An 18,807-nucleotide genomic window follows, 5' to 3' on the forward strand; every position below is an offset into this window, starting at 1 on the left:
TTCACCAGTGTCCGGTCAGCGCGACCAGCGCGGCCAGTACACAGACATACAGGGCACAATCGAACAACGCCTCGTGCCAGATCCAGCGCGCCAGCCCGACTCGCGCCAGACCAATGCGCAGCACGCCGGTCACCAGCAGGGCCAGCAGTGCATAAAGCAGGAAAGGGCTGAGCAACACGCCGCCCAGGGACCATTCACGCAAGCCCATGGCTCGCCTCCTGTTGTTCACACCATTGCCGCCAGCTCTGCTGCAACTGCAACAGCGCCGCCTGGGCCAGGCGGCGGTCGATGCTGCGACCCGCTCCACGCAGGGCCTCCAGCAAATCACCGACGGGTTCGTCGAGGGCCTGGGCGCGACCGGGCGCCGGCCCCTGCATCAGGACACGCTCCAGGTTGCGCAGGAAGCGGTCCTCGGAGACGCCCAGTGATCGGTCCGCCGCCGCCAGGCAGCGCCGCAGGTGCAGCAGTTCGTCGCCCAGGTCCAGGCTGGCGATGCCGTCGTCCCAGCGGCTGCGGCTCTGCTCCGGCAACACCGGATACAGCCGCGCCAGTTGCAGCAGGCGGTCGGCCATGCGGCCGCCGAACCAGTTCTCCGCACCGGCCAGCCGCACACCGGTGAGGCGCGCCAGGTCGGACAGCGATGCCTTGAGCAGGCGCCGGCCGTGCCACACCGGGTTGCGCAGCGGAATCAGGCGGAAGGTGAATACCGCGAAGCCCACGCCCAGCAGCATGGAGATGGCCTCGTTTAAGAACAGTCCGACGTCGAAGCGCATCAGGTTCTGCGGCGCGCAGAGCACGATGAAATGCAGGCAGAAGGAGGTGGCAGTCGCGCCCAGCGCCGGCTTGGCCATGCCCAGAGCACCGAAGAACAGCGGCACACCGAGGGCCATGCAGAGCATCGGGAAGCCGCTGAGCTGGGGCAGGAACACCTGGCCGACGATGAAGGCCACCGGTAGCGCATAGACGATTCCGCGCAGGAACATCATGCCGATCTGCTCGGCGTTCTCGCGGCTGGCGAACAGACCGCAGATCACGCAAGTCAGGGTCAGCGCGCCGACTGCCGAAGTCCAGGCAGTAGCCAGCCAGAAGGCCGACAGGCCGAGAAAGGCCAGGCCGCTGCGTAGGCCGTAGATGGCGGCGGTCTGCACATCACGGTGGGTGGACAGCGGCGGCGGCGCATCCGTCGGGGCCTGTCCCTGCTCCACCGCGTGCATGGCGGTCACGGCGGAGGAAGCCTGGCGCATCACCATCGCCATGCGGCCCAGGCAATACTGCTGCACGGTGGTCAGCGCCTCGTCTTCGGACGCCGCCAGCAAGCGGTCACGCAAGTCATCCAGGCGAGCGGGGTCGGGTTCGGCAAGGGCCAGTTCCACCTCTTCCAGCCAGGGCCGCAACCGTTCGGCCTCGCCCTCCCCAAGCTGACGCCACTGGCGTGCCACGCCACGGGCCAGGCGCAACAGGCTGAGCAGATCGCGGCTGAGCACCTGCAACGCCACCGCGCGCTGGCGGCCACGGTTGCCCTCGAACCAGGCGTGTTCACGCTGGGCGTCCACGGCCACTATGCGGCCGAGCACGCCGAGCAGGCCCTGGCGCTCCTGGCGTTCCCCTTTCAGGGCCGAGAGCGACGCCTGGATGCCGCATTGCCAGGCATCCCGCGCCTGGCGGGCCAACTGGCGCTCCACCCGCTGCGGCCAGAGCAGCGCGCTGGTGAGCGTGGCGCAGATAATGCCCAGGCAGATTTCCGTGGAGCGCGCCACCGCCTGGTCGAACACCGTCAACGGGTGGGCGATGGCCGGCAGGCCGATGATGGCGACCGTGTAGCCGGCCAGCACGAAGGAATAGGACCAGGCGCTGCGCATCATGGTGGACGCGGCGGTGCAGATGCCCAGCCAGGTCGCCAGCGCCAGCAGGAACAGCCAGGGTGTCTGGGCGAAGAGACCGACGATGGTCACCGACATCACCGTCCCAACCAGAGTGCCGAGCAACCGCGCCAGCCCCTTCTGCACCACCATGCCGGACAGCGGCTGGGCGACGATGAACGCCGTCATCAGCGCCCACTGCGGCTGCTGTAGGTCGAAACGAAAGGCGCACCAGAGCGCGAGCGCGCCGCCCAGCAGGGTCTTGATCGCGAACTGCAGCGCCGGGATGTCGGGCGCCACGAAGGCACGCAAGGTTTCGCGCACGGGCAAGGTCCAGGGATGGTGAGTGTGAAATTGAAGATAGCCCGTCGGAGTCGGCAGGCTATACACAAGGCTTATTATTAGCTTCCTAACATTAGGCCGTCCAGAGGCGGCTTTTACGTTCGTCGGCTTCCGGTTGTTAATTAATTAAATGGCTATTTAAATAAATCATCCCCACCTGCCCGGAGATGGTTACCGTGACCCGCCCTCGTTCCCCAGGCCGCCCCACGGGCGATTCCCAGCTCCAGCGCGAACGCCTGCTGGACGCCGCCACCGACGCCTTCGCCCACATCGGCATCCACGCAGCCAGCCTGCGTGGCATCGCCCAGCAGGCCGGCGTGACCCCTGCCCTGGTCAACTACTACTTCGGCAACAAGGAACGCCTGGTGGATGCCCTGGTGGAAGAGCGCCTGCTCCCCCTGTTCCAGGGCATGGCCGAGCGTCTGCATCAGGTCGGCGACGATCCACTGGACCTGGTCAGCGCCTTCGTGCGCGGCATGAGCGCCAACCTCAGCCGCAATCCCTGGCTGCCGCCGCTGTGGGTGCGTGAAGTGCTCTGCGAAGGCGGCGCCCTGCGCGACATGCTCGCCAGCCGCTTCGCGCCAATGGTGCCGGTCCTGCTGGCCGAGCGCTTCGCCAGGGCCCAGGCCGGCGGCCGCCTGAACCCCGACATCGACCCGCGCCTGCTGGTGGTCTCGCTGGTGGGCATGGTGATGCTGCCCTATGCCGCCGGCCCGATCTGGCGCGGCATTTTCGCCAGCCCGGAACTGGGCGACGAAGCCATGGTGAAACACATACTGGCGCTGCTCGAACGGGGCCTGGAGGTGAAGCCATGAAACGCCTGCTCCCCTGCCTGCTGGCCGTCACCCTGCTCGCCGGCTGTGAAGACCCTGCCCAACAGGCGCTGCTCGGCACACTGGAATGGGACCGCATCGGCCTGCCCGCCGAAGCCTCGGAAACGATCCTCGCCTGGCGCGTGGCCGAGGGCGACCAGGTCCAGGAAGGCCAGTTGTTGCTGGAACTGGACCCGCGCCGTCTCGACGCCCGCGTCACCGAGGCCGAAGGCGATGTCGGCCAGGCCCGGGCGCGCCTGGACGAATTGAGCAACGGTGCCCGCAGCGAGACCGTGGATGCCGCCCGCGCCACCCTCAATCGCAACCGCGCGGAGCTGACCGACGCCGAGCGCAACTTCCAGCGCATCGCCTCCCTCTATCAGCGCCGCCAGGTGGCCATCGCCGAACTCGACCGCGCCCGCGCCGCCCGCGACCAGGCCAGCGCCGCGGTGAACAACGCCGATGCCCAGCTCCGCGAACTCACCAACGGCACCCGCCCGGAGCAGATCGAACAGGCCACCGCACTGCTCCAGGCCGCCCAGGGCCGCCTGGCGCAACTGAAGGTCACCCGCGAACACCTCAGCCTGCGCGCACCCCGCGCCGGAAGGGTCGACGCCCTGCCATTCAAGCCCGGCGACCAGCCGCCGCTGAATGCCGAACTGGTCAGCCTGCTGGTGGGCGATGCGCCCTACGCGCGGGTTTACGTGCCGGCCTCCGTGCGGCCGAACATCGCCATCGGCGACTCCCTCAGAGTGAAAGTGGAAGGTGTGGACGAGCCCTTCGAGGCCACCGTGCGCAGCATCGCCAGCGAGTCCAGCTTCACCCCTTATTTCGCCCTGACCGGCGAAGACGCCAGCCGCCTGGTCTACCGCGCCGAGCTGGTGCTCAAGGGCGAGGCGGCGCGCAGGCTGCCCGCCGGCCTGCCGGTGCAGGCGGAGCGAATGAGCCATGAACAGTAACGATGCGGTGATCCGCGCGAGCGGCCTGACCAAGCGCTTCGGCCAGCTCACCGCCGTTGATGGGCTGAACCTGCGCGTCAACCGCGCCGAGGTATTCGGTTTCCTCGGCCCCAATGGTTGCGGCAAGTCCACCACCATCCGCATGCTCTGCGGCTTGCTGTTGCCCAGCGCTGGCGAAATCGAAGTGCTCGGCTGCCGCATCCCCCAGGACGCCGAACCGCTGAAGCGGCACATCGGCTACATGACCCAGAAGTTCTCCCTCTACGAGGACCTGACGGTGGGAGAGAACCTGGAATTCCTCGCCACCGTCCAGGGCCTGGATCGCCGCGAAGCCCGCCAGCGCATCGACGAACTGCTGGAACGCTACTGGCTGGCGGACCGCCGCAAGCAGCTCGCCGGCACCATGAGCGGCGGCCAGAAACAGCGCCTCGCGCTCGCTGGCGCGGTGCTGCACAAGCCCGACCTGCTGCTGCTCGACGAGCCCACCAGCGCCGTGGACCCGCAGTCGCGCCGGGAATTCTGGGATTCACTGTTCGAACTGGCCGAAGCCGGCACCACCCTGCTGGTGTCCACCCACTACATGGACGAAGCCGAACGCTGCACCCGCCTCGGCATTCTCGACGCCGGCCGCCTGGTGGCCGATGGCAGCCCCGCCGAACTGATGGCCGCCCTGCCCGGCCGCCCATTGGTGGTGGAGTGCGCCCAGCCACGCCAGGCCCAGCGTGCCCTGCAAGGTGCCGAGGAAGTCATCGCCATGGCCCAGATCGGCGCCACGCTGCGGGTGCTCAGCGCCGTCGACGATGCCCACGAGCGCATCGCCCGGCGCCTGGCCGAACAAAGCATCGAAGCCACGGTGAAGCCCACCGAAGCCAACCTCGAGGACGTCTTCGTCGCCGTCACCCACCGTCCGCTGGAGCGGGCCGGAGCCTCGTCATGAACCTGCGCCGCCTGGGGGCCATCGTCCTCAAGGAACTGCGCCAGTTGCGCCGCGACCGCCTGACCTTCGCCATGATCGTCGGCATCCCGATCATGCAGCTGGTGCTCTTCGGTTACGCCATCAACATGGACGTGCGCGGCCTGCACGCCGCCGTGCTGGACCAGGCGGACACCGCCCGCTCCCGCGAAGTGGTGGCCGAACTCGGGGCCAGCCAGGTGCTGGACTTCCGCTACCAGCTCGCCACCCCGCAGCAACTGGACAAACTGCTGCGCGAAGGCAGCATCAGCGCTGCCCTGGTGGTACCGCCGGACTTCGAAGCGCGCCTGCAACGCAAGGACCGCCCGCCGCTGCAACTGGTGGTGGATGGCGCCGACCAGGTGGTGCAGGCCTCGGCCCGGCAACTGGCGGCCTATCCCCTGCCCGGCTGGCCGAACCTCACCGGCGTGCAGGTGGTGAACTTCTACAACCCGGAACGCCTGGCGCCGCTGAACACGGTGCCGGGGCTGATCGGGGTGATCCTGACCATGACCATGGTGCTCTTCACCGCCATCGCCCTGGTGCGCGAGCGCGAGCGCGGCAACATGGAGTTGCTGATCACCACGCCGGTTTCCCCTTGGGAACTGACCCTGGGCAAGGTACTGCCCTTCGTCGGCATCGGCCTGGTGCAGGTGACGGTGATCCTGCTGGTGGGGCTGTGGCTGTTCGAGGTGCCGGTGCGCGGTTCGCTGCTGGAACTCTACGGCGCATCCCTGGTGTTCATCTTCGCCAGCCTGACCCTGGGCGTGTTCATCTCCACCCTCGCACGCAGCCAGTTCCAGGCCATGCAAATGGCCTTCTTCACCTTCCTGCCGCAAATCCTGCTGTCGGGCTTCATGTTCCCCTTCGCCGGCATGCCGCATGCGGCGCAGTGGATAGCGGAAATCCTGCCGCTGACCCACTTCCTGCGCCTGACCCGCGGCATCATGCTGCGCGGCGCGGGCCTGGCCGACCTCTGGCTGGAACTGGTGGTGCTGGTGGTGTTCGCCCTGGTGATGCTCACCGTTGCGGTGATGCGGGTGCACAAGCGGTTGGATTGAACTCCATCAGCCGACTTGCTCTTGTGGGAGCGAATTCATTCGCGAATGAACTCGCTCCCACAACTGAGCGAAGCGAAACCCAACGATCCACGGCCCGGCACCATTGCGTCGGGCCTCGTCCCTCGGACCAACCTGCGGTCTCTCGCCCCTGCAGAATCAGCCCAGCAACCCCGCCATGGTCCGCTCACCCAGCGCCGGGCCGACGCTCATGCCGACACCGCTGTGCATCAGCACGGCGGTCACCCCCGGCGCGGCTTTGAGCACCGAGAACGGGCCCGGCCCTCGTGCGCCGTAGACGCCCTGCCAACGCTCCACCACCGTCAGGCGGGTAGCCAGGGTGTGCTCGGCCAGGGCCAGCATGATGTCGTCCACCGCTTCGGCGTTGAAGGGCGAGGCATCGCTGCCGTAGTGGTGAGAATCACCGACGATCAGCTCGCCATAGGGCGTCGGACTGACCAGCAAGTGGATGCCGTGTTCCTCCAGCTCCGGCTGCTCGTTCTGGATCTGCTCGCGGATGGCTTCGGCCTCCGGCAGGTCGGCGAAGGCGCCGTAGTGCACGCAGGAGAGTCCCGTGAGCACCGCCTGGTTCAGGCCGAAGTCGCGCTCCGGGCGTACGCGCAGCATCTGCAGACGGCAGACCTGGGGCTGCAGCGGGACGATGTATTCGGCCAGCAGCGTCTGGTAGTCGTGCCCCGAGCAGACCACGATCTGCTGGGCGCGCCAGCTGCCTCTCGTGCTGTGGATAATCCCCGGTTCGACATCGCGCACCAGGGTGGAGAAGTGGAACTGGACGCCATGCTCGCGGCGCAGGTAGTCCACCAGTGCGGGAATCGCCTCGCGGGAATGGATCTGCTGGTCATCCAGCCCCAGCAGCGCGGCGCGGTGATGGCTGAACTGGCCCTGGTAGAGATCGTGCAGGCGTTCGCCACGTAGCAATTCGACGTGATAGCCGTGCTCGGGGGCGCGCACTTCGCAGAAGGCTTCCAGCAGTTCCTCTTCCGCGCGGGTGCGAGCGAACAGCAGAGAGCCATTGCGGCGGATGTCGAAGCCGGCGGCCTCGGCCCAGCCAGCCCAGATTTCGCGGCTTGCGCGAGCCAGCGCATGCATGGGGCCCGGCGGCTGGCCGGTGACCAGCGCCTGGCCGAAGTTGCGCACCGACGCGCCCAGCGGCGTGGTGCTGCGCTCGAAGACGCTGACGCGCAAGCCGCGCCGGGCGGCGGCGTACGCGTGGGAAAGGCCGAGGATGCCGGCGCCGACTATGGCGATGTCGGTGTCTTGCAGGGGCATGGGGTTCTCCTTGAAAGCTCGTGCCGTCCAGATTCCCTCACCCTGGCCCCGCTTCGCGCCCAGACGCTCACAGGCACTGGAAGCCGTGCGTCCAAAAGCGTGCCTATTGGCCCCAGAGGGAGAGGCGGAAAGAGCAAGGGCGCTGGCTGATACCTCGGGTTACTGCGGCAGCTTCTCGGACTTGCCGTCGTAGCGCTTGCGCCATTCGGCCAGGATCTGGTCGCGGTTCTGCGAGGCCCAGGCGAAGTCGTTCTTGATCAGGCGCTGCTCGTAGTCAGCCGGCAGTTCGGTCTGCGGCTTGGCGATGCCGGGGGCGGCGAGCACGGCGAAGTTTTCCTTGTACAGCTCCATGGCCGCCGGGCTGGCTGAGAAGTCGGCAAGTTTCTTCGCGGCTTCCATCTGGTCGGTGCCCTTGACGATGCCGGTGGCTTCGATTTCCCAGCCCAGGCCTTCCTTCGGCAGGACGATGTCCAGCGGTGCGCCCTGGCGCTTGAGCTGCACGGCCGGGTATTCGAAGGAGATGCCGATGGGAAACTCGCCGGCGGCGGCCAGCTTGCAAGGCTTGGAGCCGGAATGGACGTACTGGCCGATGTTCTGGTGCAGGCCATCCATGTAGGCCCAGCCCTGCTTCTCGCCGAAGGTCTGCAGCCAGGCGCTGACGTCGAGGAAGCCGGTACCGGAGGACGCCGGGTTCGGCATCACGATCTTGCCCTTGTACTCGGGCTTGGTCAGGTCTTCCCAGCTGCCGGGCTTGGCCAGGCCCTGCTTCTCGGCTTCCACGGTGTTGAAGCAGATGGTCGCGGCCCACACGTCCATGCCCACCCAGGCCGGCGGGTTGGCCGCGTCGCGGTAGTTGGCGCCGATGGTTTCCAGGTGCTCGGGTGCGTACTTCTCCAGCATGCCTTGCGCATCGAGGATGGCCAGGCTGGAAGCGGCCAGGCCCCACACGGCGTCGGCTTGCGGGCGGTCTTTCTCGGCCAGCAGCTTGGCGGTGATGATGCCGGTGGAATCACGCACCCACTTGATCTCGATATCCGGGTTCTGCGCTTCGAAGGCCTTCTTGTAGGCCGACAGCTGCTCGGCTTCCAGGGCGGTGTACACGGTAAGCGTGGTAGCGGCCTGGGCCTGGAAGCTGAATCCGGCCGCAACGGCGGCGGCGAGTGCGAGGCGTTTGAACATGGAAAGCTCCTTGTCGGTAATGGCTTGGGGTTGTGGTTGTTCAGTGGGTGCCCGGCACGCCCTGGCGCCAGGCCTGCGAGCGGCGCAGCAGGCCGCGCGAAGCCCAGGCCAGCAGCAGGGATACGCCGGCCGAGGTAAGCAGGATCAGGGTGGACATGGCGGCAGCACCGCCGACGTTGCCGGCGTCGTCCATGTTCAGCACGGCCACGGCGGCGAGGACGCTGTCGGGGCTGTAGAGGAAGATGGCGGCGGACACCGTGGTCATGGGCGACACGAACAGGTAGCGAATGATGTCCAGCAGCGCCGGCAGGCAGATCGGCACCGTAACCCGCAGGTAGTGGCGCCAGAGCGGAGCCTTGAGCGACAGCGCGGCGGCTTCGAACTCGCCGTCCAGCTGGCGCAGCGCGGTGCTGGCGGTCATCTGCGCGGTGGTGAGGAAGTGGGCGATGGAGCAGATCACCAGCAGGGTCATGCTGCCGTAGAGGGCGTGCAGCGGGTTGCCCGGCAGGTTGAAGAAGAACACGTAGCCAAGGCCGAGCACGAGGCCCGGCACGGCCATAGGCACGAAGCTGAGCAGGCGCAGCGTCTGGTTCAGCCACTGCTGGCCACGGGTTTTCTCCATCAGGTAGGCACCGGTGAAGATCAGCGCGCCGCCGAACATCGCGGTGCAGGTGGCCAGGGTCAGGCTATTGCGATAGGCGAGCCAGCCGCCGCCGGCGGTTTCCTCGAAGGCATAGTGACGCAGGGACAGCGACAGGTTGTACGGCCAGAACTTCACCAGCGACGAATACACCGCCATCCCCAGCACCAGCAGGAGGATGGCGCAGACCACCAGCACCAGCGCCAGGAAGCAGGCATCGCGGACCTTCGACGGCGCCGGGTGGAAAACCTGCGCTCGGCCGCTCATGGCCTCGCCCTGGCGGCGGCGCAGCCAGGCATCGACGCCGAAGCTGAGCAGCGCGGGCAATAGCAGCACCATGCCGATCAGCGCGCCACGGCCGAACTGCTGCTGGCCGACCACCGCCTTGTAGGCTTCCAACGCCAGCACCTGATAGTCGCCGCCCACCACCACGGGCACGCCGAAGTCGGTGATGGTCAGGGTGAACACCAGGCAAAAGGCGGCGAACACCGCCTGGCGGGTGGCCGGCCAGGTGATGCTGCGGAAGGCCTTCCAGGGGCCGGCGCCCATGCTGGCGGCGGCGTCGAACAGGCGCGCGTCGGCCACGCCCAGGGCCGAGAGCAGCACCATCAGCGCATGAGGGAAGGTGTAGATGGCTTCACCGAGGACAATGCCCCAGAAGCCGTAGATATTGTCCGGCAGCCAGTCGCGCAGCAGGCCCTGGTTGCCGAACAGGTAGATCAGCGCAATGCCCGGCAGCATCGACGGCGCCAACAGCGGCAGCAGGGAAATCCCCCGCCACAGGCCCTTGGCCGGAATCAGGGTGCGTTGCAAGGCATAGGCGAACAGGTAGGCGCAGGGCACCACGATGGTGGCCACGCTGAAAGACACCTTCAGGCTGTTGCCCAGCAGCCAGTGGAAGTTGGCGCTGGCGAACAGCTCACGGGCCGCGACGAAACCGCCGCCCTGCCCCGCGTCACCACTGAAGCCGCGCCAGAAGATCGCCAGCAGTGGCAGCAGCACCGCGAGGATCAGCAGGCCGAGGAACAGGTATTTTCCACCCTGTACAAAAAGGCGGTCGCCCAGGTCGCCGCGCGCAGCGTCCCTGGCCGGGATCTTGTCCAGCTTGATCACCGCCTCCATCTCAGGCGAACACCTGAAGGCTGCGGGAGGGCAGCGCTACCCAGATATCCGGGGTGCCGAGACGTGGCAGGCTTTCCGGGTCCAGCTCGGCCAGCAGCGCATGGCCCGGCAGTTGCTCCAGCTCGAAGCTCATGCGGCAGCGGTTGCCGAGGAAGGTGATCTCCCGTACCTGGGCGCGGAAGCGATTGTCCTGCTGCTCGGAGGGGTTGATGGCGACGGCCTCGGGGCGGCAGAACAGGCGGCCGCTGGCGGCGCCATTGGCCGACTCCGGCAGGCGCAGCGCCAGGCTGCCGACACGGGCGTGACCGTTGAAGCGCGACTCGAAGGGCAACCAGTTGCCCTGGCCGACGAACTCGGCGACGAAGGGCGTGGCGGGCTGGCGGTAGATGTCCCGGGGGGTGCCGTACTGCTCGACGCGACCCTGGTTCATCACGGCGATGCGATCGGCCATGAGCATCGCCTCGTCCTGGTTGTGGGTCACCATCAGCGTGGTGATGCCGAGGCTCTTCTGCAGCTGTCGCAGCTCGGTGCACAGATGCTCGCGAACGCGGGCGTCCAGCGCCGACATCGGCTCGTCGAGGAGCAGCAGGGACGGTGCCGGCGCCAGTGCGCGGGCCAGGGCCACGCGCTGCTGCTGGCCACCGGAGAGCTGGCCGGGGAATTTCTTCTCGCTACCTGCCAGGCCCACCAGCTCCAGCATCTCGGCCACGCGGGCACGCACCTGCTCGCGGCCGCTGCCAGAGAGGCCGTAAGCGATGTTCTGCTCGACGGTGAGGTTGGGAAACAACGCATAGGACTGGAACAGGATGCCGTAGTCACGGGCCTGCGGCGGCAGGCGCGAAATGTCGCGCTGGCCGATATGCAGCGTGCCACTGTCCTGTTGCTCCAGGCCGGCAATGCAGCGCAGCAGCGTGGTCTTGCCACAACCGGACGGCCCCAGCAGGCACACCAGCTCGCCTTCGGCGATATCCAGGGACACTCCGCCCAAGGCGGTGAACTGGCCGAAGCGCTTGTGGATATCTCGCACCCGCATATGGGTGGCGTGCTGGTCGGAATGGGACATGGCGGTACCTCGTTGAGCAGTTGGCGTGCACGGGGGCACGACTCGACGAGGTTGATGCTAGGGAGGCAATGCGAACGCCAGATGGCGTTTGGGCAAATTACGCCGATAGTGTCATTGGCGGATTTTGGATGTGCCCCGGATCGGCGTTTGCGCAATCCTCATGGGAGCGATTTCAATCGCGAAGGGCAGCTCCGCTTCCCGTTTCCTTGAGACACGCAGGACGTGTCCTTCGGCCCGCTTCGCGAATGAATTCGCGCCTACAGCGCCAGCCTACGGCTGGTCAGCCGTTTCCCGCGCCACCGCCAGGAATGCGGCCGGCAGACGCGCCTGTCGCCGCTCCTTGAGGCAGTAGAGGTATTCGTCTATCTGCGGCGCGCCCTTGAGTTCGATAACCCGTAGCTCCGGGTTATCCGGCACTTCATGGCGGGCGATGATGCTGATGCCGAGGTTACGGATCACCGCTTCACGGATGGATTCGCGGCTACCGATTTCCAGCAGCGGGCCGATGGCGATGCCCGCGTCCTTGAGCATGTCCTCGGTGAGCTGGCGGGTGGTGGAGCCCGGTTCGCGCATCAGCAGGCAATGGCCCTTCAGGTCCTCCAGGCTCACCGACTTGCGTCGCGCCAGGGGGTGTTCACGGTGCACGGCCAGCACCAGCGGGTCGCTGCCCAGCACCATGCGCACCAGGCGGGCGTCGTCCAGTTTCTGCGAGGAAGCGGCGAGGTCGACGCGATATTCCTCCAGGGCTTCGACCACTTGCTGGGAGTTGCCGATATCCAGGGAAACGTCGATCTGCGGAAAGCGTTCGCGGAAGCTGCGCACCAGGTCGAGGATGTAGTAAGGCGCGGTGGCGCCGATGCGCAGGGTGCCCTGCATCTGCCCGCAATTGCGCAGGAAGAACTCGATGTCGGCCTCCTGCTGCAGCAGCACCTTGACCATGGGCAGCAGCTTCGCGCCCTCTTCGCTCACCGTCAGGCGGCGCCCGCCGCGATGAAACAGCTCGACGCCGTACTGGCCTTCCAGGTTGCGGATCTGCGTGGTCACGGTCGGCTGGCTGAGGCCAAGCTTCTTCGCCGCCTGGGTGATGCTGCCCAGGCGGGCGACCATGTAGAAGGCCTTGAGCTCGGCGCTGAGCATGGCGACGGAACCTCGGAACGGGGAAGTGCGGGCATTCTAGCCGTACAGCAGGACAGCTCCGATAGCTGTGGGGGCGAATTCATTCGCGATGCTGGACACAGTCCTGCCCGTCCTCGGACGCTCAGCGAACAGGCAAGGCTCCAGGACTGATCGGCACGGCTGGCGCAGCGCTGGTGAAGCTATTTGCAGGAAAAGCCGTCGGAACAACAGTATCCGCGCACTTGGGCCTGCTGCCGGAAGGCGGCCTGGGAGAGGCCGAAGCGCTTGCGGAACAGCCTTGCGAGGTGGCGGGTATCCACCGCGCCAATTTCGGCGATCAGCGCAAGGATGTGGCTGGAACTCAGCAGGCGTCACCTCGCATGGTTCAGCCGCATCTCGGTCCAGTAGGCCTTCACCGTCACCCCCTGGCTGGCCTGGAACAGCCGGTCCAGCTGGCGGCGGCTGATGCCGACCACCTCAGACAGTTCGTCAGCGCCGTTGGCCGAAGCCATCAGTTGCCTCATCCGGGCGATGGCGCGATCCACGTGCCGCCCGTGCATGACCTCGGCCTCCCGTGAACGCAAGCGGTGCTCACTGCCGCGGCTTTCATCCACCAGCATGTGATCGGGGTAGACGCCTGCAACGGGCGCGGGACATGAAAAGCCGCACACCAGGCGGGGCTCGTTCCTACTAGTAACCGCCGCCTCCGCCGCCCATGGGCTCGCTCTGCTGCGAGCCACCGCCACCACCGTTGCCGCCATCGCAAGTCGAGCCACTGATCGCGATGAACAACGCCACCATTACCAAGGGGATCAAGCGCTTGAGCATCTGAGTTCTCCCGAGAGGTGAGTCCCCCATCTTTCAGTCAAGCGTGCAGCACAAGGCCCCGCAAGCACAGGCGGCAAGCGGCATGGGGCGATGAGGAGTCATGAAGGTGCAGGGAAAATGGCGTCCCAGAGTGGGTTCGAACCACCAACCTTCCCCTTAGGAGGGGGATGCTCTATCCAATTGAGCTACTGGGACGCGGCGGGTTCGCCAGGGGGGGCGAGGTCCTGAGGACGGCCGGCATGTTAGCGACGTCCGCGCAATTTGTCATGCCTCGCGGAACACTCGCCCCGCGAGGCACTTCCGTCAACGTCCGAAGCGCTCTTCGGCCAGGCGGTCCGCCACGGCCGTGGTGGTGCGGCCTTCGCTGTCGGCGCGGACGAAGATTTCCCGCAGGGTCTCGCCGATGCCTTCCACGTGCTTGCGCAATTCGGCCTCGCTGCCGCCGCTGCGCTCGTACCAGACGTCGATGATACCGCCGGCATTGATGGCGTAATCCGGTGCATAGAGGGTGCCGCGACGACGCAGTTCCTCGGCCAGGCCGGCGTCGGCCAGCTGGTTGTTGGCGGCGCCGGCGATGATGGGCGCGCGCAGGGCTTCCAGCGTCTGCGGGTTGATGATGCCGCCCATGGCGCAGGGCGCGAAAACGTCCACGTCCAGACCATAGATCTCGTTCTGCCCCACCACCTGGGCGCCCAGCTGCTCGGCGGCTTTGCGGGCGTTGGCTTCGTGGATATCGCAGACCCAGAGCTGCGCTCCGGCCTCCTTGAGGTACTGGGCCAGGCTGAAGCCGACCTGGCCGACGCCCTGGATGGCCACGCGCAGGCCGGTCAGGTCGTCGCGGCCGAGGCGATGTTTGGCCGCCACGCGGATGCCAACGAAGGTGCCGTAGGCGGTGGACGGCGAGGGGTTGCCGTCACGCACACCGCCGCCCAGGGCCTCGCGGGTGCCGGCGCCGGCCACGTGGCGGCTGCGCTCGGCCATGATGCGCATCTCGGTGACGCCGGTGCCGGAGTCGGCGGCGGTGATGTAGCGGCCACCCAGGCTGTCGACGAAATCGCCCATGGCCTGGAACAGCGCTTCGCTCTTGTCGCGGTGCGGGTCGCCGATGATCACGGCCTTGCCGCCGCCCAGCGGCAGGTTGGCCAGGGCGGATTTGTAGGTCATGCCACGGGACAGGCGCAGCACATCGCGAAGGGCCTGCTCGTCATTCAGGTAAGGCCACATGCGGCAGCCGCCGAGGGCCGGACCGAGGTTGCTGTTGTGGACGGCGATGATGGCCTTGAGACCGGTGGCCTTGTCGTGGCCGAAGACCACCTGCTCGTGATGATCGAACTCGACATGGGTGAAGACGGACATGGATGTACCTCGAATCGGTGTAGGCGTGTTTCAAGTCGAAGAGCGCCCTCCCCTTTCCCGAAGGAAAGGAGAAGGGCTGAAGGGGTTTGGACTCAGGCAGCCGGGTCGAACAGGTGCAGCACCTGGATGTCGCTGGCGGTGAGGCGGTTGCGGAGCTGCTTCTCCTGCTCGCGGACCTTGGCCAGGGCGCGCTCCTTCACCGGGCCGTAGCCACGGATCTGCTCCGGCAGTTCCGCGAGGGCGACGGCGGTGGCGTAGTTGCTCGGCTTCAGCTCCTTGATGAGCAGGTCGACCGTGGCTTCGTACCCGGCGATCAGCTCGCGCTCGACCTTGCGCTCCTCGCTATGGCCGAAGGGGTCGAAGGCGGTGCCACGCAGGAACTTGAAGCGCGCCAGCACGCCGAACGCCTTGAGCATCCAGGGTCCGAAGCGGCGCTTGCGCGGTTCGCCGGTGACCGGGTCGGGCTTGGCCAGCCAGGACGGCGCCAGGTAGAACTCCAGGTGGAAGTCACCCTCGAACTGGGCTTCGAGCTGCTTGCGGAAGGCGTCGTCGCTGTAGAGGCGCGCCACTTCGTACTCGTCCTTGTAGGCCAGCAGCTTGGCGTAGTAGCGGGCGACGGCGCGGCTCAGGGCCTTGTCTTCGCCACTGTCGGCCTGACGCACGCGCTCCACCAGGGCGCGGTAGCGCTCGGCATAGTCGGCGTTCTGGTAGGCACGCAGGTGATCGGCGCGATGCTGGACGATCTCTTCCAGGGTTTCGCAGCGCGGCGCTTCCACTTCCGCCGGCTTGGCCAGCTTTTCCACCGCCACGAGATCGTGGGCGGCGCGGCGGCCCCAGAGGAACGCCTGCTGGTTGAGGGTGACGGAGACACCGTTGAGCTCGATGGCCTTCTCGATGGCTTCGGCAGAGATCGGCACCAGGCCACGCTGGTACGCGAAGCCCAGCATGAACAGGTTGGTGGCGATGCTGTCGCCCAGCAGGCGGGTGGCCAGGCGGGTGGCGTCGACGAAGTGAGTCTTGGCACTGCCAACCGCCTCAACCAGCGCGTCGCGCATGGCCTGGCCGGGGACCTGGGCGTCGGGGTTGCGGGTGAACTCGGCGGTGGCGGCCTCATGGCTGTTGACCACCGCGTGGGCGATACGGTCGTTGAGCTTGGCCAGCGCTTCCTCGCTGGCGGCTACTACCAGGTCGCAGCCCAGCAGCAGGTCGGTCTCACCGGCCGCGATGCGAACGGCGTAGATATCGTCCTGCTTGGCGGCGATGCGGATGTGGGTGATCACCGGGCCGAACTTCTGCGCCAGGCCGGCCTGGTCGAGTACGGTGCAGCCCTTGCCTTCGATGTGCGCGGCCATGCCCAGCAGCGCGCCAACGGTGGTCACGCCACTGCCGCCAACGCCCGGCAGGAGGATGTTCCAGGGACGCTCCAGGCTCGGCTGGCGCGGTTCCGGCAGGGCCACGAACAGCGCCTTGGCACCGGCGGCCTCGGGCTTGCGCAGGCTGCCGCCATGCACGGTGACGAAGCTCGGACAAAAGCCTTCCACGCAGGAGAAGTCCTTGTTGCAAGCGTTCTGGTCGATCTGGCGCTTGCGCCCCAGCTCGGTTTCCAGCGGCAGCACGGACAGGCAGTTGGATTTGACGCTGCAGTCGCCGCAGCCTTCGCACACAGCCGGGTTGATGAACGCGCGCTTGGCCGGGTCCACCAGCTTGCCGCGCTTGCGGCGACGACGCTTTTCAGTGGCGCAGGTCTGGTCGTAGATCAGCACCGACACGCCCTTGAACTCGCGCAGCTCGCGCTGCACGGCATCCAGTTCGCGGCGATGGTGGAAGGTGACGATGGGCGCGAAGGTATCGCGGGTCGGGTATTTCTCCGGCTCGTCGGTGACCAGGGCGATGCGCTTCACGCCTTCGGCGAAGACCTGCTGGCTGAGCTGGTCGACGCGCAACTCGCCGTCTATGGGCTGACCGCCGGTCATGGCCACGGCGTCGTTGTAGAGGATCTTGTAGGTGATGTTGACCCCAGCGGCGACGGCCGCGCGCAGGGCCAGCTGGCCGGAGTGGAAGTAGGTGCCATCACCCAGGTTCTGGAAGATGTGCGGGGTATCGGTGAACGGCGCCTGGCCGATCCAGGTGGCGCCCTCCCCGCCCATCTGGGTGTAGGTATCGGTGTTGCGGTCCATCCACTGGGTCATGTAGTGGCAGCCGATACCCCCCTGGGCGCGGCTGCCTTCGGGCAGTTTGGTGGAGCTGTTGTGCGGGCAGCCGGAGCAGAAGTGCGGCGTGCGGGTGGTCGTGTGCTTGGGCGCGGCGAGCGCCTTTTCCTTGGCGGCGAGGAAGGCCAGGCGGGATTCGATCTGCTCGCTGGAGTAGATGGGCGCCAGGCGCTTGGCGATGACGCGGGCGATCATTGCCGGGGTCAGTTCGCTGAGGTTGGGCAGCAGCGATACGCCCTCTTCGTCGAACTCGCCCACGACGCGCGGACGCTTGTCCACAGGCCAGTTGTAGAGCTGGCCGGTGACCTGGTCCTCGATGACGCTGCGCTTCTCTTCTACCACCAGGATTTCATCCAGGCCTTCGGCGAATTCGTGGACGGAGACGGGCTCCAGCGGCCAGCTCATGCCGACCTTGAGCACCCGCAGGCCGACCTTGGCGCAGAGTTCCTCGTCCAGGCCCAGGTCATTGAGGGCCTGGCGCACGTCGAGGTAGGACTTGCCGGTGGTGATGATGCCAAGGCGCGGGTTGGGCGAGTCCAGCATCACCTGGTTGAGATTGTTGGCGCGGGCGAAGGCGCGAGCGGCGTAGATCTTGTACATGTTCAGGCGCTTTTCCTGCGCCAGGGGCGGATCGGGCCAGCGGATATGCACGCCGTCTTCCGGCAGGACGAAGTCTTGCGGAATCTTCACCTCGACCCGCAGCGGGTCCACTTCCACCACGGCGGAGGAGTCGACGTTCTCGGCGATGGTCTTGAGCGCCACCCAGCAGCCGCTGTAGCGCGACAGCTCCCAGCCGATGATGCCGTAGTCGAGGATTTCCTGGACGTTGGCCGGGTTCAGTACGGGAATGGATGCGCCGATGAAGGCGTGCTCGCTCTGGTTGGCGATGCTGGAGGATTTGCAGCCGTGGTCGTCACCGGCCAGCAGCAGGACGCCTCCGTGGGGCGATACGCCGGCGGAGTTGCCGTGCTTGAAGACGTCGCCGCAGCGATCGACACCCGGGCCCTTGCCGTACCACATGGAGAACACGCCGTCGTAGCGGGCACCGGGGAACAGGCTGGTCTGCTGGCTGCCCCAGCAGGCGGTGGCGGCCAGTTCTTCGTTGACGCCGGGCTGGAAGTGGACGTGGTTTTCCTTGAGGAAGGACTTGGCCTCCCAGAGGCTCTTGTCGAGGTTGCCGAGCGGCGAGCCCCGGTAGCCGGAGATGAAGCAGGCGGTATTCAGGCCGTGGGCCTTGTCCCGTTGCTTCTGCAGCATCGGCAGGCGGGTGAGTGCCTGGGTGCCGGTGAGGTAGAGGTGACCGGTTTCGAGGCGGTATTTGTCATCCAGGCGGATCTCGGCCAGAGACATGCGGGCGCTCCTTTTATTTTTATGGCGACCTAGATGGCAACGGTGAGTGCCATCTCTTGTTCAGCCCGACGCAGGATCGCTGTGTCGGACACATGCCAAGACTATGACCGGACGGTGCTGATTTTTTCTTTCTATTTTCGCGTTCCAACGCCAGACTTGCGCATGATCCTTCCAACAAGTACAAGATTTCGGACTGATTCATGCAAAACCCGCTTAGCCCCATCGACCGCAAGATCCTGCGCTTGTTGCAGCACGACGCCGACCTGTCCGCCGCCGAGGTGGCCGAGAAGGTGGAACTGTCCCAGTCCCCCTGCTGGCGGCGTATTCACCGCATGCAGGAGGAAGGTCTGATCGAGCGCAAAGTCGCCCTGCTCAACCCCAGGCTGCTGGGTTTCTCGATCACGGTCTTCGTGAACATCAAGCTGTCCGCCCACGGGCGCAACAACCTCACGGAATTCGAGGAGGCGATCGTTGGCTATCCGGAAGTGCTGGAGTGCTACACCATGGCCGGCGGTTCGGATTACCTGTTGAAGGTGGTGGCCAAGGACATCGCCAGCTATGAGCGCTTCCTGCGGGACCAGCTGCTGCAGCGCCCCCACGTGCTGGAAGCGCACTCGAACATCGCCATGAGCGAGGTCAAGCGCACCACGGAGCTGCCGCTGGATTGAGGA

General features: G+C 66.6%; 16 protein-coding genes and 1 tRNA gene. 5 read left to right on the forward strand and 12 right to left on the reverse strand.

Features of this window, described 5'->3' with window-relative positions; translation table 11 throughout:
• Position 1: 1 nt before the first annotated feature.
• Positions 2–208 (reverse strand): DUF1656 domain-containing protein, encoded by a 207-nt coding sequence (locus FXN65_RS20530; RefSeq protein ID WP_028626407.1) that lies wholly within the window; start codon positions 206–208, stop codon positions 2–4.
• Positions 195–2,183, reverse strand: a complete 1,989-nt coding sequence (locus FXN65_RS20535) for an FUSC family protein (protein ID WP_151135860.1) — start codon at positions 2,181–2,183, stop codon at positions 195–197. The genes FXN65_RS20530 and FXN65_RS20535 overlap by 14 nt, the downstream gene beginning before the upstream one ends.
• 185 nt (positions 2,184–2,368) lie before the next feature.
• Between FXN65_RS20535 and FXN65_RS20540 the strand changes: the two genes are divergently transcribed.
• Genes FXN65_RS20540 through FXN65_RS20555 form a run of 4 tightly spaced genes read left to right on the forward strand, consistent with a single transcriptional unit; the run spans position 2,369 to position 5,985 of the window.
• Positions 2,369–3,016: a TetR/AcrR family transcriptional regulator gene (locus tag FXN65_RS20540; protein WP_226282412.1), complete on the forward strand. Its 648-nt coding sequence runs from the start codon at positions 2,369–2,371 to the stop codon at positions 3,014–3,016.
• The gene (locus FXN65_RS20545; RefSeq protein ID WP_151135864.1) at positions 3,013–3,972 is read left to right on the forward strand and encodes an HlyD family secretion protein; all 960 of its coding nucleotides are present in this window, start codon (positions 3,013–3,015) and stop codon (positions 3,970–3,972) included. The genes FXN65_RS20540 and FXN65_RS20545 overlap by 4 nt, the downstream gene beginning before the upstream one ends.
• Positions 3,962–4,909 (forward strand): ABC transporter ATP-binding protein, encoded by a 948-nt coding sequence (locus FXN65_RS20550; RefSeq protein ID WP_212632319.1) that lies wholly within the window; start codon positions 3,962–3,964, stop codon positions 4,907–4,909. The genes FXN65_RS20545 and FXN65_RS20550 overlap by 11 nt, the downstream gene beginning before the upstream one ends.
• On the forward strand, positions 4,906–5,985 hold the full coding sequence (locus tag FXN65_RS20555) for an ABC transporter permease (RefSeq protein ID WP_151135866.1): 1,080 nt from the start codon (positions 4,906–4,908) through the stop codon (positions 5,983–5,985). The genes FXN65_RS20550 and FXN65_RS20555 overlap by 4 nt, the downstream gene beginning before the upstream one ends.
• 156 nt (positions 5,986–6,141) lie before the next feature.
• Here FXN65_RS20555 and FXN65_RS20560 read toward each other — a convergent pair whose 3' ends face one another.
• The 10 genes from FXN65_RS20560 to FXN65_RS20600 form a co-directional block, all read right to left on the reverse strand.
• Positions 6,142–7,272 carry a TIGR03364 family FAD-dependent oxidoreductase gene (locus FXN65_RS20560; RefSeq protein WP_151135868.1) on the reverse strand — a complete coding sequence of 377 codons (1,131 nt, stop codon included), beginning with the start codon at positions 7,270–7,272 and terminating at the stop codon, positions 6,142–6,144.
• A 159-nt stretch (positions 7,273–7,431) separates the two neighbouring features.
• Positions 7,432–8,451: a putative 2-aminoethylphosphonate ABC transporter substrate-binding protein gene (locus tag FXN65_RS20565; RefSeq protein ID WP_151135870.1), complete on the reverse strand. Its 1,020-nt coding sequence runs from the start codon at positions 8,449–8,451 to the stop codon at positions 7,432–7,434.
• 40 nt (positions 8,452–8,491) lie between these two features.
• Positions 8,492–10,213, reverse strand: a complete 1,722-nt coding sequence (locus tag FXN65_RS20570; protein WP_151135871.1) for a putative 2-aminoethylphosphonate ABC transporter permease subunit — start codon at positions 10,211–10,213, stop codon at positions 8,492–8,494.
• A gap of 1 nt (position 10,214) precedes the next feature.
• Positions 10,215–11,276, reverse strand: a complete 1,062-nt coding sequence (locus FXN65_RS20575) for a putative 2-aminoethylphosphonate ABC transporter ATP-binding protein (protein WP_151135873.1) — start codon at positions 11,274–11,276, stop codon at positions 10,215–10,217.
• A 270-nt stretch (positions 11,277–11,546) separates the two neighbouring features.
• Entirely contained in the window at positions 11,547–12,413 is an 867-nt protein-coding gene (locus FXN65_RS20580) for a LysR family transcriptional regulator (protein WP_151135875.1), read from the reverse strand.
• A 350-nt stretch (positions 12,414–12,763) separates the two neighbouring features.
• Complete coding sequence (locus tag FXN65_RS28015) at positions 12,764–12,952, reverse strand: helix-turn-helix domain-containing protein (RefSeq protein WP_178119373.1); 189 nt, start codon at positions 12,950–12,952, stop codon at positions 12,764–12,766.
• A 130-nt stretch (positions 12,953–13,082) separates the two neighbouring features.
• Positions 13,083–13,220: a hypothetical protein gene (locus tag FXN65_RS28020; protein WP_178119374.1), complete on the reverse strand. Its 138-nt coding sequence runs from the start codon at positions 13,218–13,220 to the stop codon at positions 13,083–13,085.
• Positions 13,221–13,338: 118 nt separating this feature from the next.
• Positions 13,339–13,415: transfer RNA gene (locus FXN65_RS20590), tRNA-Arg, on the reverse strand.
• Between the two features lie 108 nt (positions 13,416–13,523).
• The gene (locus tag FXN65_RS20595; protein ID WP_151135879.1) at positions 13,524–14,576 is read right to left on the reverse strand and encodes a Glu/Leu/Phe/Val dehydrogenase dimerization domain-containing protein; all 1,053 of its coding nucleotides are present in this window, start codon (positions 14,574–14,576) and stop codon (positions 13,524–13,526) included.
• Between the two features lie 92 nt (positions 14,577–14,668).
• On the reverse strand, positions 14,669–18,136 hold the full coding sequence (locus FXN65_RS20600; protein WP_151135881.1) for an indolepyruvate ferredoxin oxidoreductase family protein: 3,468 nt from the start codon (positions 18,134–18,136) through the stop codon (positions 14,669–14,671).
• Positions 18,137–18,336: 200 nt separating this feature from the next.
• Here FXN65_RS20600 and FXN65_RS20605 point away from each other — a divergent pair, with 200 nt between their 5' ends.
• Complete coding sequence (locus FXN65_RS20605) at positions 18,337–18,804, forward strand: Lrp/AsnC family transcriptional regulator (RefSeq protein ID WP_151135883.1); 468 nt, start codon at positions 18,337–18,339, stop codon at positions 18,802–18,804.
• The last annotated feature ends 3 nt before the right edge of the window (positions 18,805–18,807 follow it).

Origin of the sequence: Pseudomonas lalkuanensis (assembly GCF_008807375.1) — a bacterium.
In the GTDB taxonomy this organism is placed as follows: domain Bacteria; phylum Pseudomonadota; class Gammaproteobacteria; order Pseudomonadales; family Pseudomonadaceae; genus Metapseudomonas; species Metapseudomonas lalkuanensis.

What these genes read in the sequence shown, in the direction of transcription:
- FXN65_RS20530 (WP_028626407.1), bottom strand. Translation starts at nt 208, where the DNA reads ATGGGCTTGCGTGAATGGTCCCTGGGCGGCGTGTTGCTCAGCCCTTTC.
- FXN65_RS20595 (WP_151135879.1), bottom strand. Translation starts at nt 14,576, where the DNA reads ATGTCCGTCTTCACCCATGTCGAGTTCGATCATCACGAGCAGGTGGTC.
- FXN65_RS28020 (WP_178119374.1), bottom strand. Translation starts at nt 13,220, where the DNA reads ATGCTCAAGCGCTTGATCCCCTTGGTAATGGTGGCGTTGTTCATCGCG.
- FXN65_RS20540 (WP_226282412.1), top strand. Translation starts at nt 2,369, where the DNA reads ATGGTTACCGTGACCCGCCCTCGTTCCCCAGGCCGCCCCACGGGCGAT.
- FXN65_RS20555 (WP_151135866.1), top strand. Translation starts at nt 4,906, where the DNA reads ATGAACCTGCGCCGCCTGGGGGCCATCGTCCTCAAGGAACTGCGCCAG.
- FXN65_RS20605 (WP_151135883.1), top strand. Translation starts at nt 18,337, where the DNA reads ATGCAAAACCCGCTTAGCCCCATCGACCGCAAGATCCTGCGCTTGTTG.
- FXN65_RS20580 (WP_151135875.1), bottom strand. Translation starts at nt 12,413, where the DNA reads ATGCTCAGCGCCGAGCTCAAGGCCTTCTACATGGTCGCCCGCCTGGGC.
- FXN65_RS20560 (WP_151135868.1), bottom strand. Translation starts at nt 7,272, where the DNA reads ATGCCCCTGCAAGACACCGACATCGCCATAGTCGGCGCCGGCATCCTC.
- FXN65_RS20575 (WP_151135873.1), bottom strand. Translation starts at nt 11,276, where the DNA reads ATGTCCCATTCCGACCAGCACGCCACCCATATGCGGGTGCGAGATATC.
- FXN65_RS20565 (WP_151135870.1), bottom strand. Translation starts at nt 8,451, where the DNA reads ATGTTCAAACGCCTCGCACTCGCCGCCGCCGTTGCGGCCGGATTCAGC.
- FXN65_RS20570 (WP_151135871.1), bottom strand. Translation starts at nt 10,213, where the DNA reads ATGGAGGCGGTGATCAAGCTGGACAAGATCCCGGCCAGGGACGCTGCG.
- FXN65_RS20550 (WP_212632319.1), top strand. Translation starts at nt 3,962, where the DNA reads ATGAACAGTAACGATGCGGTGATCCGCGCGAGCGGCCTGACCAAGCGC.
- FXN65_RS28015 (WP_178119373.1), bottom strand. Translation starts at nt 12,952, where the DNA reads ATGCACGGGCGGCACGTGGATCGCGCCATCGCCCGGATGAGGCAACTG.
- FXN65_RS20545 (WP_151135864.1), top strand. Translation starts at nt 3,013, where the DNA reads ATGAAACGCCTGCTCCCCTGCCTGCTGGCCGTCACCCTGCTCGCCGGC.
- FXN65_RS20600 (WP_151135881.1), bottom strand. Translation starts at nt 18,136, where the DNA reads ATGTCTCTGGCCGAGATCCGCCTGGATGACAAATACCGCCTCGAAACC.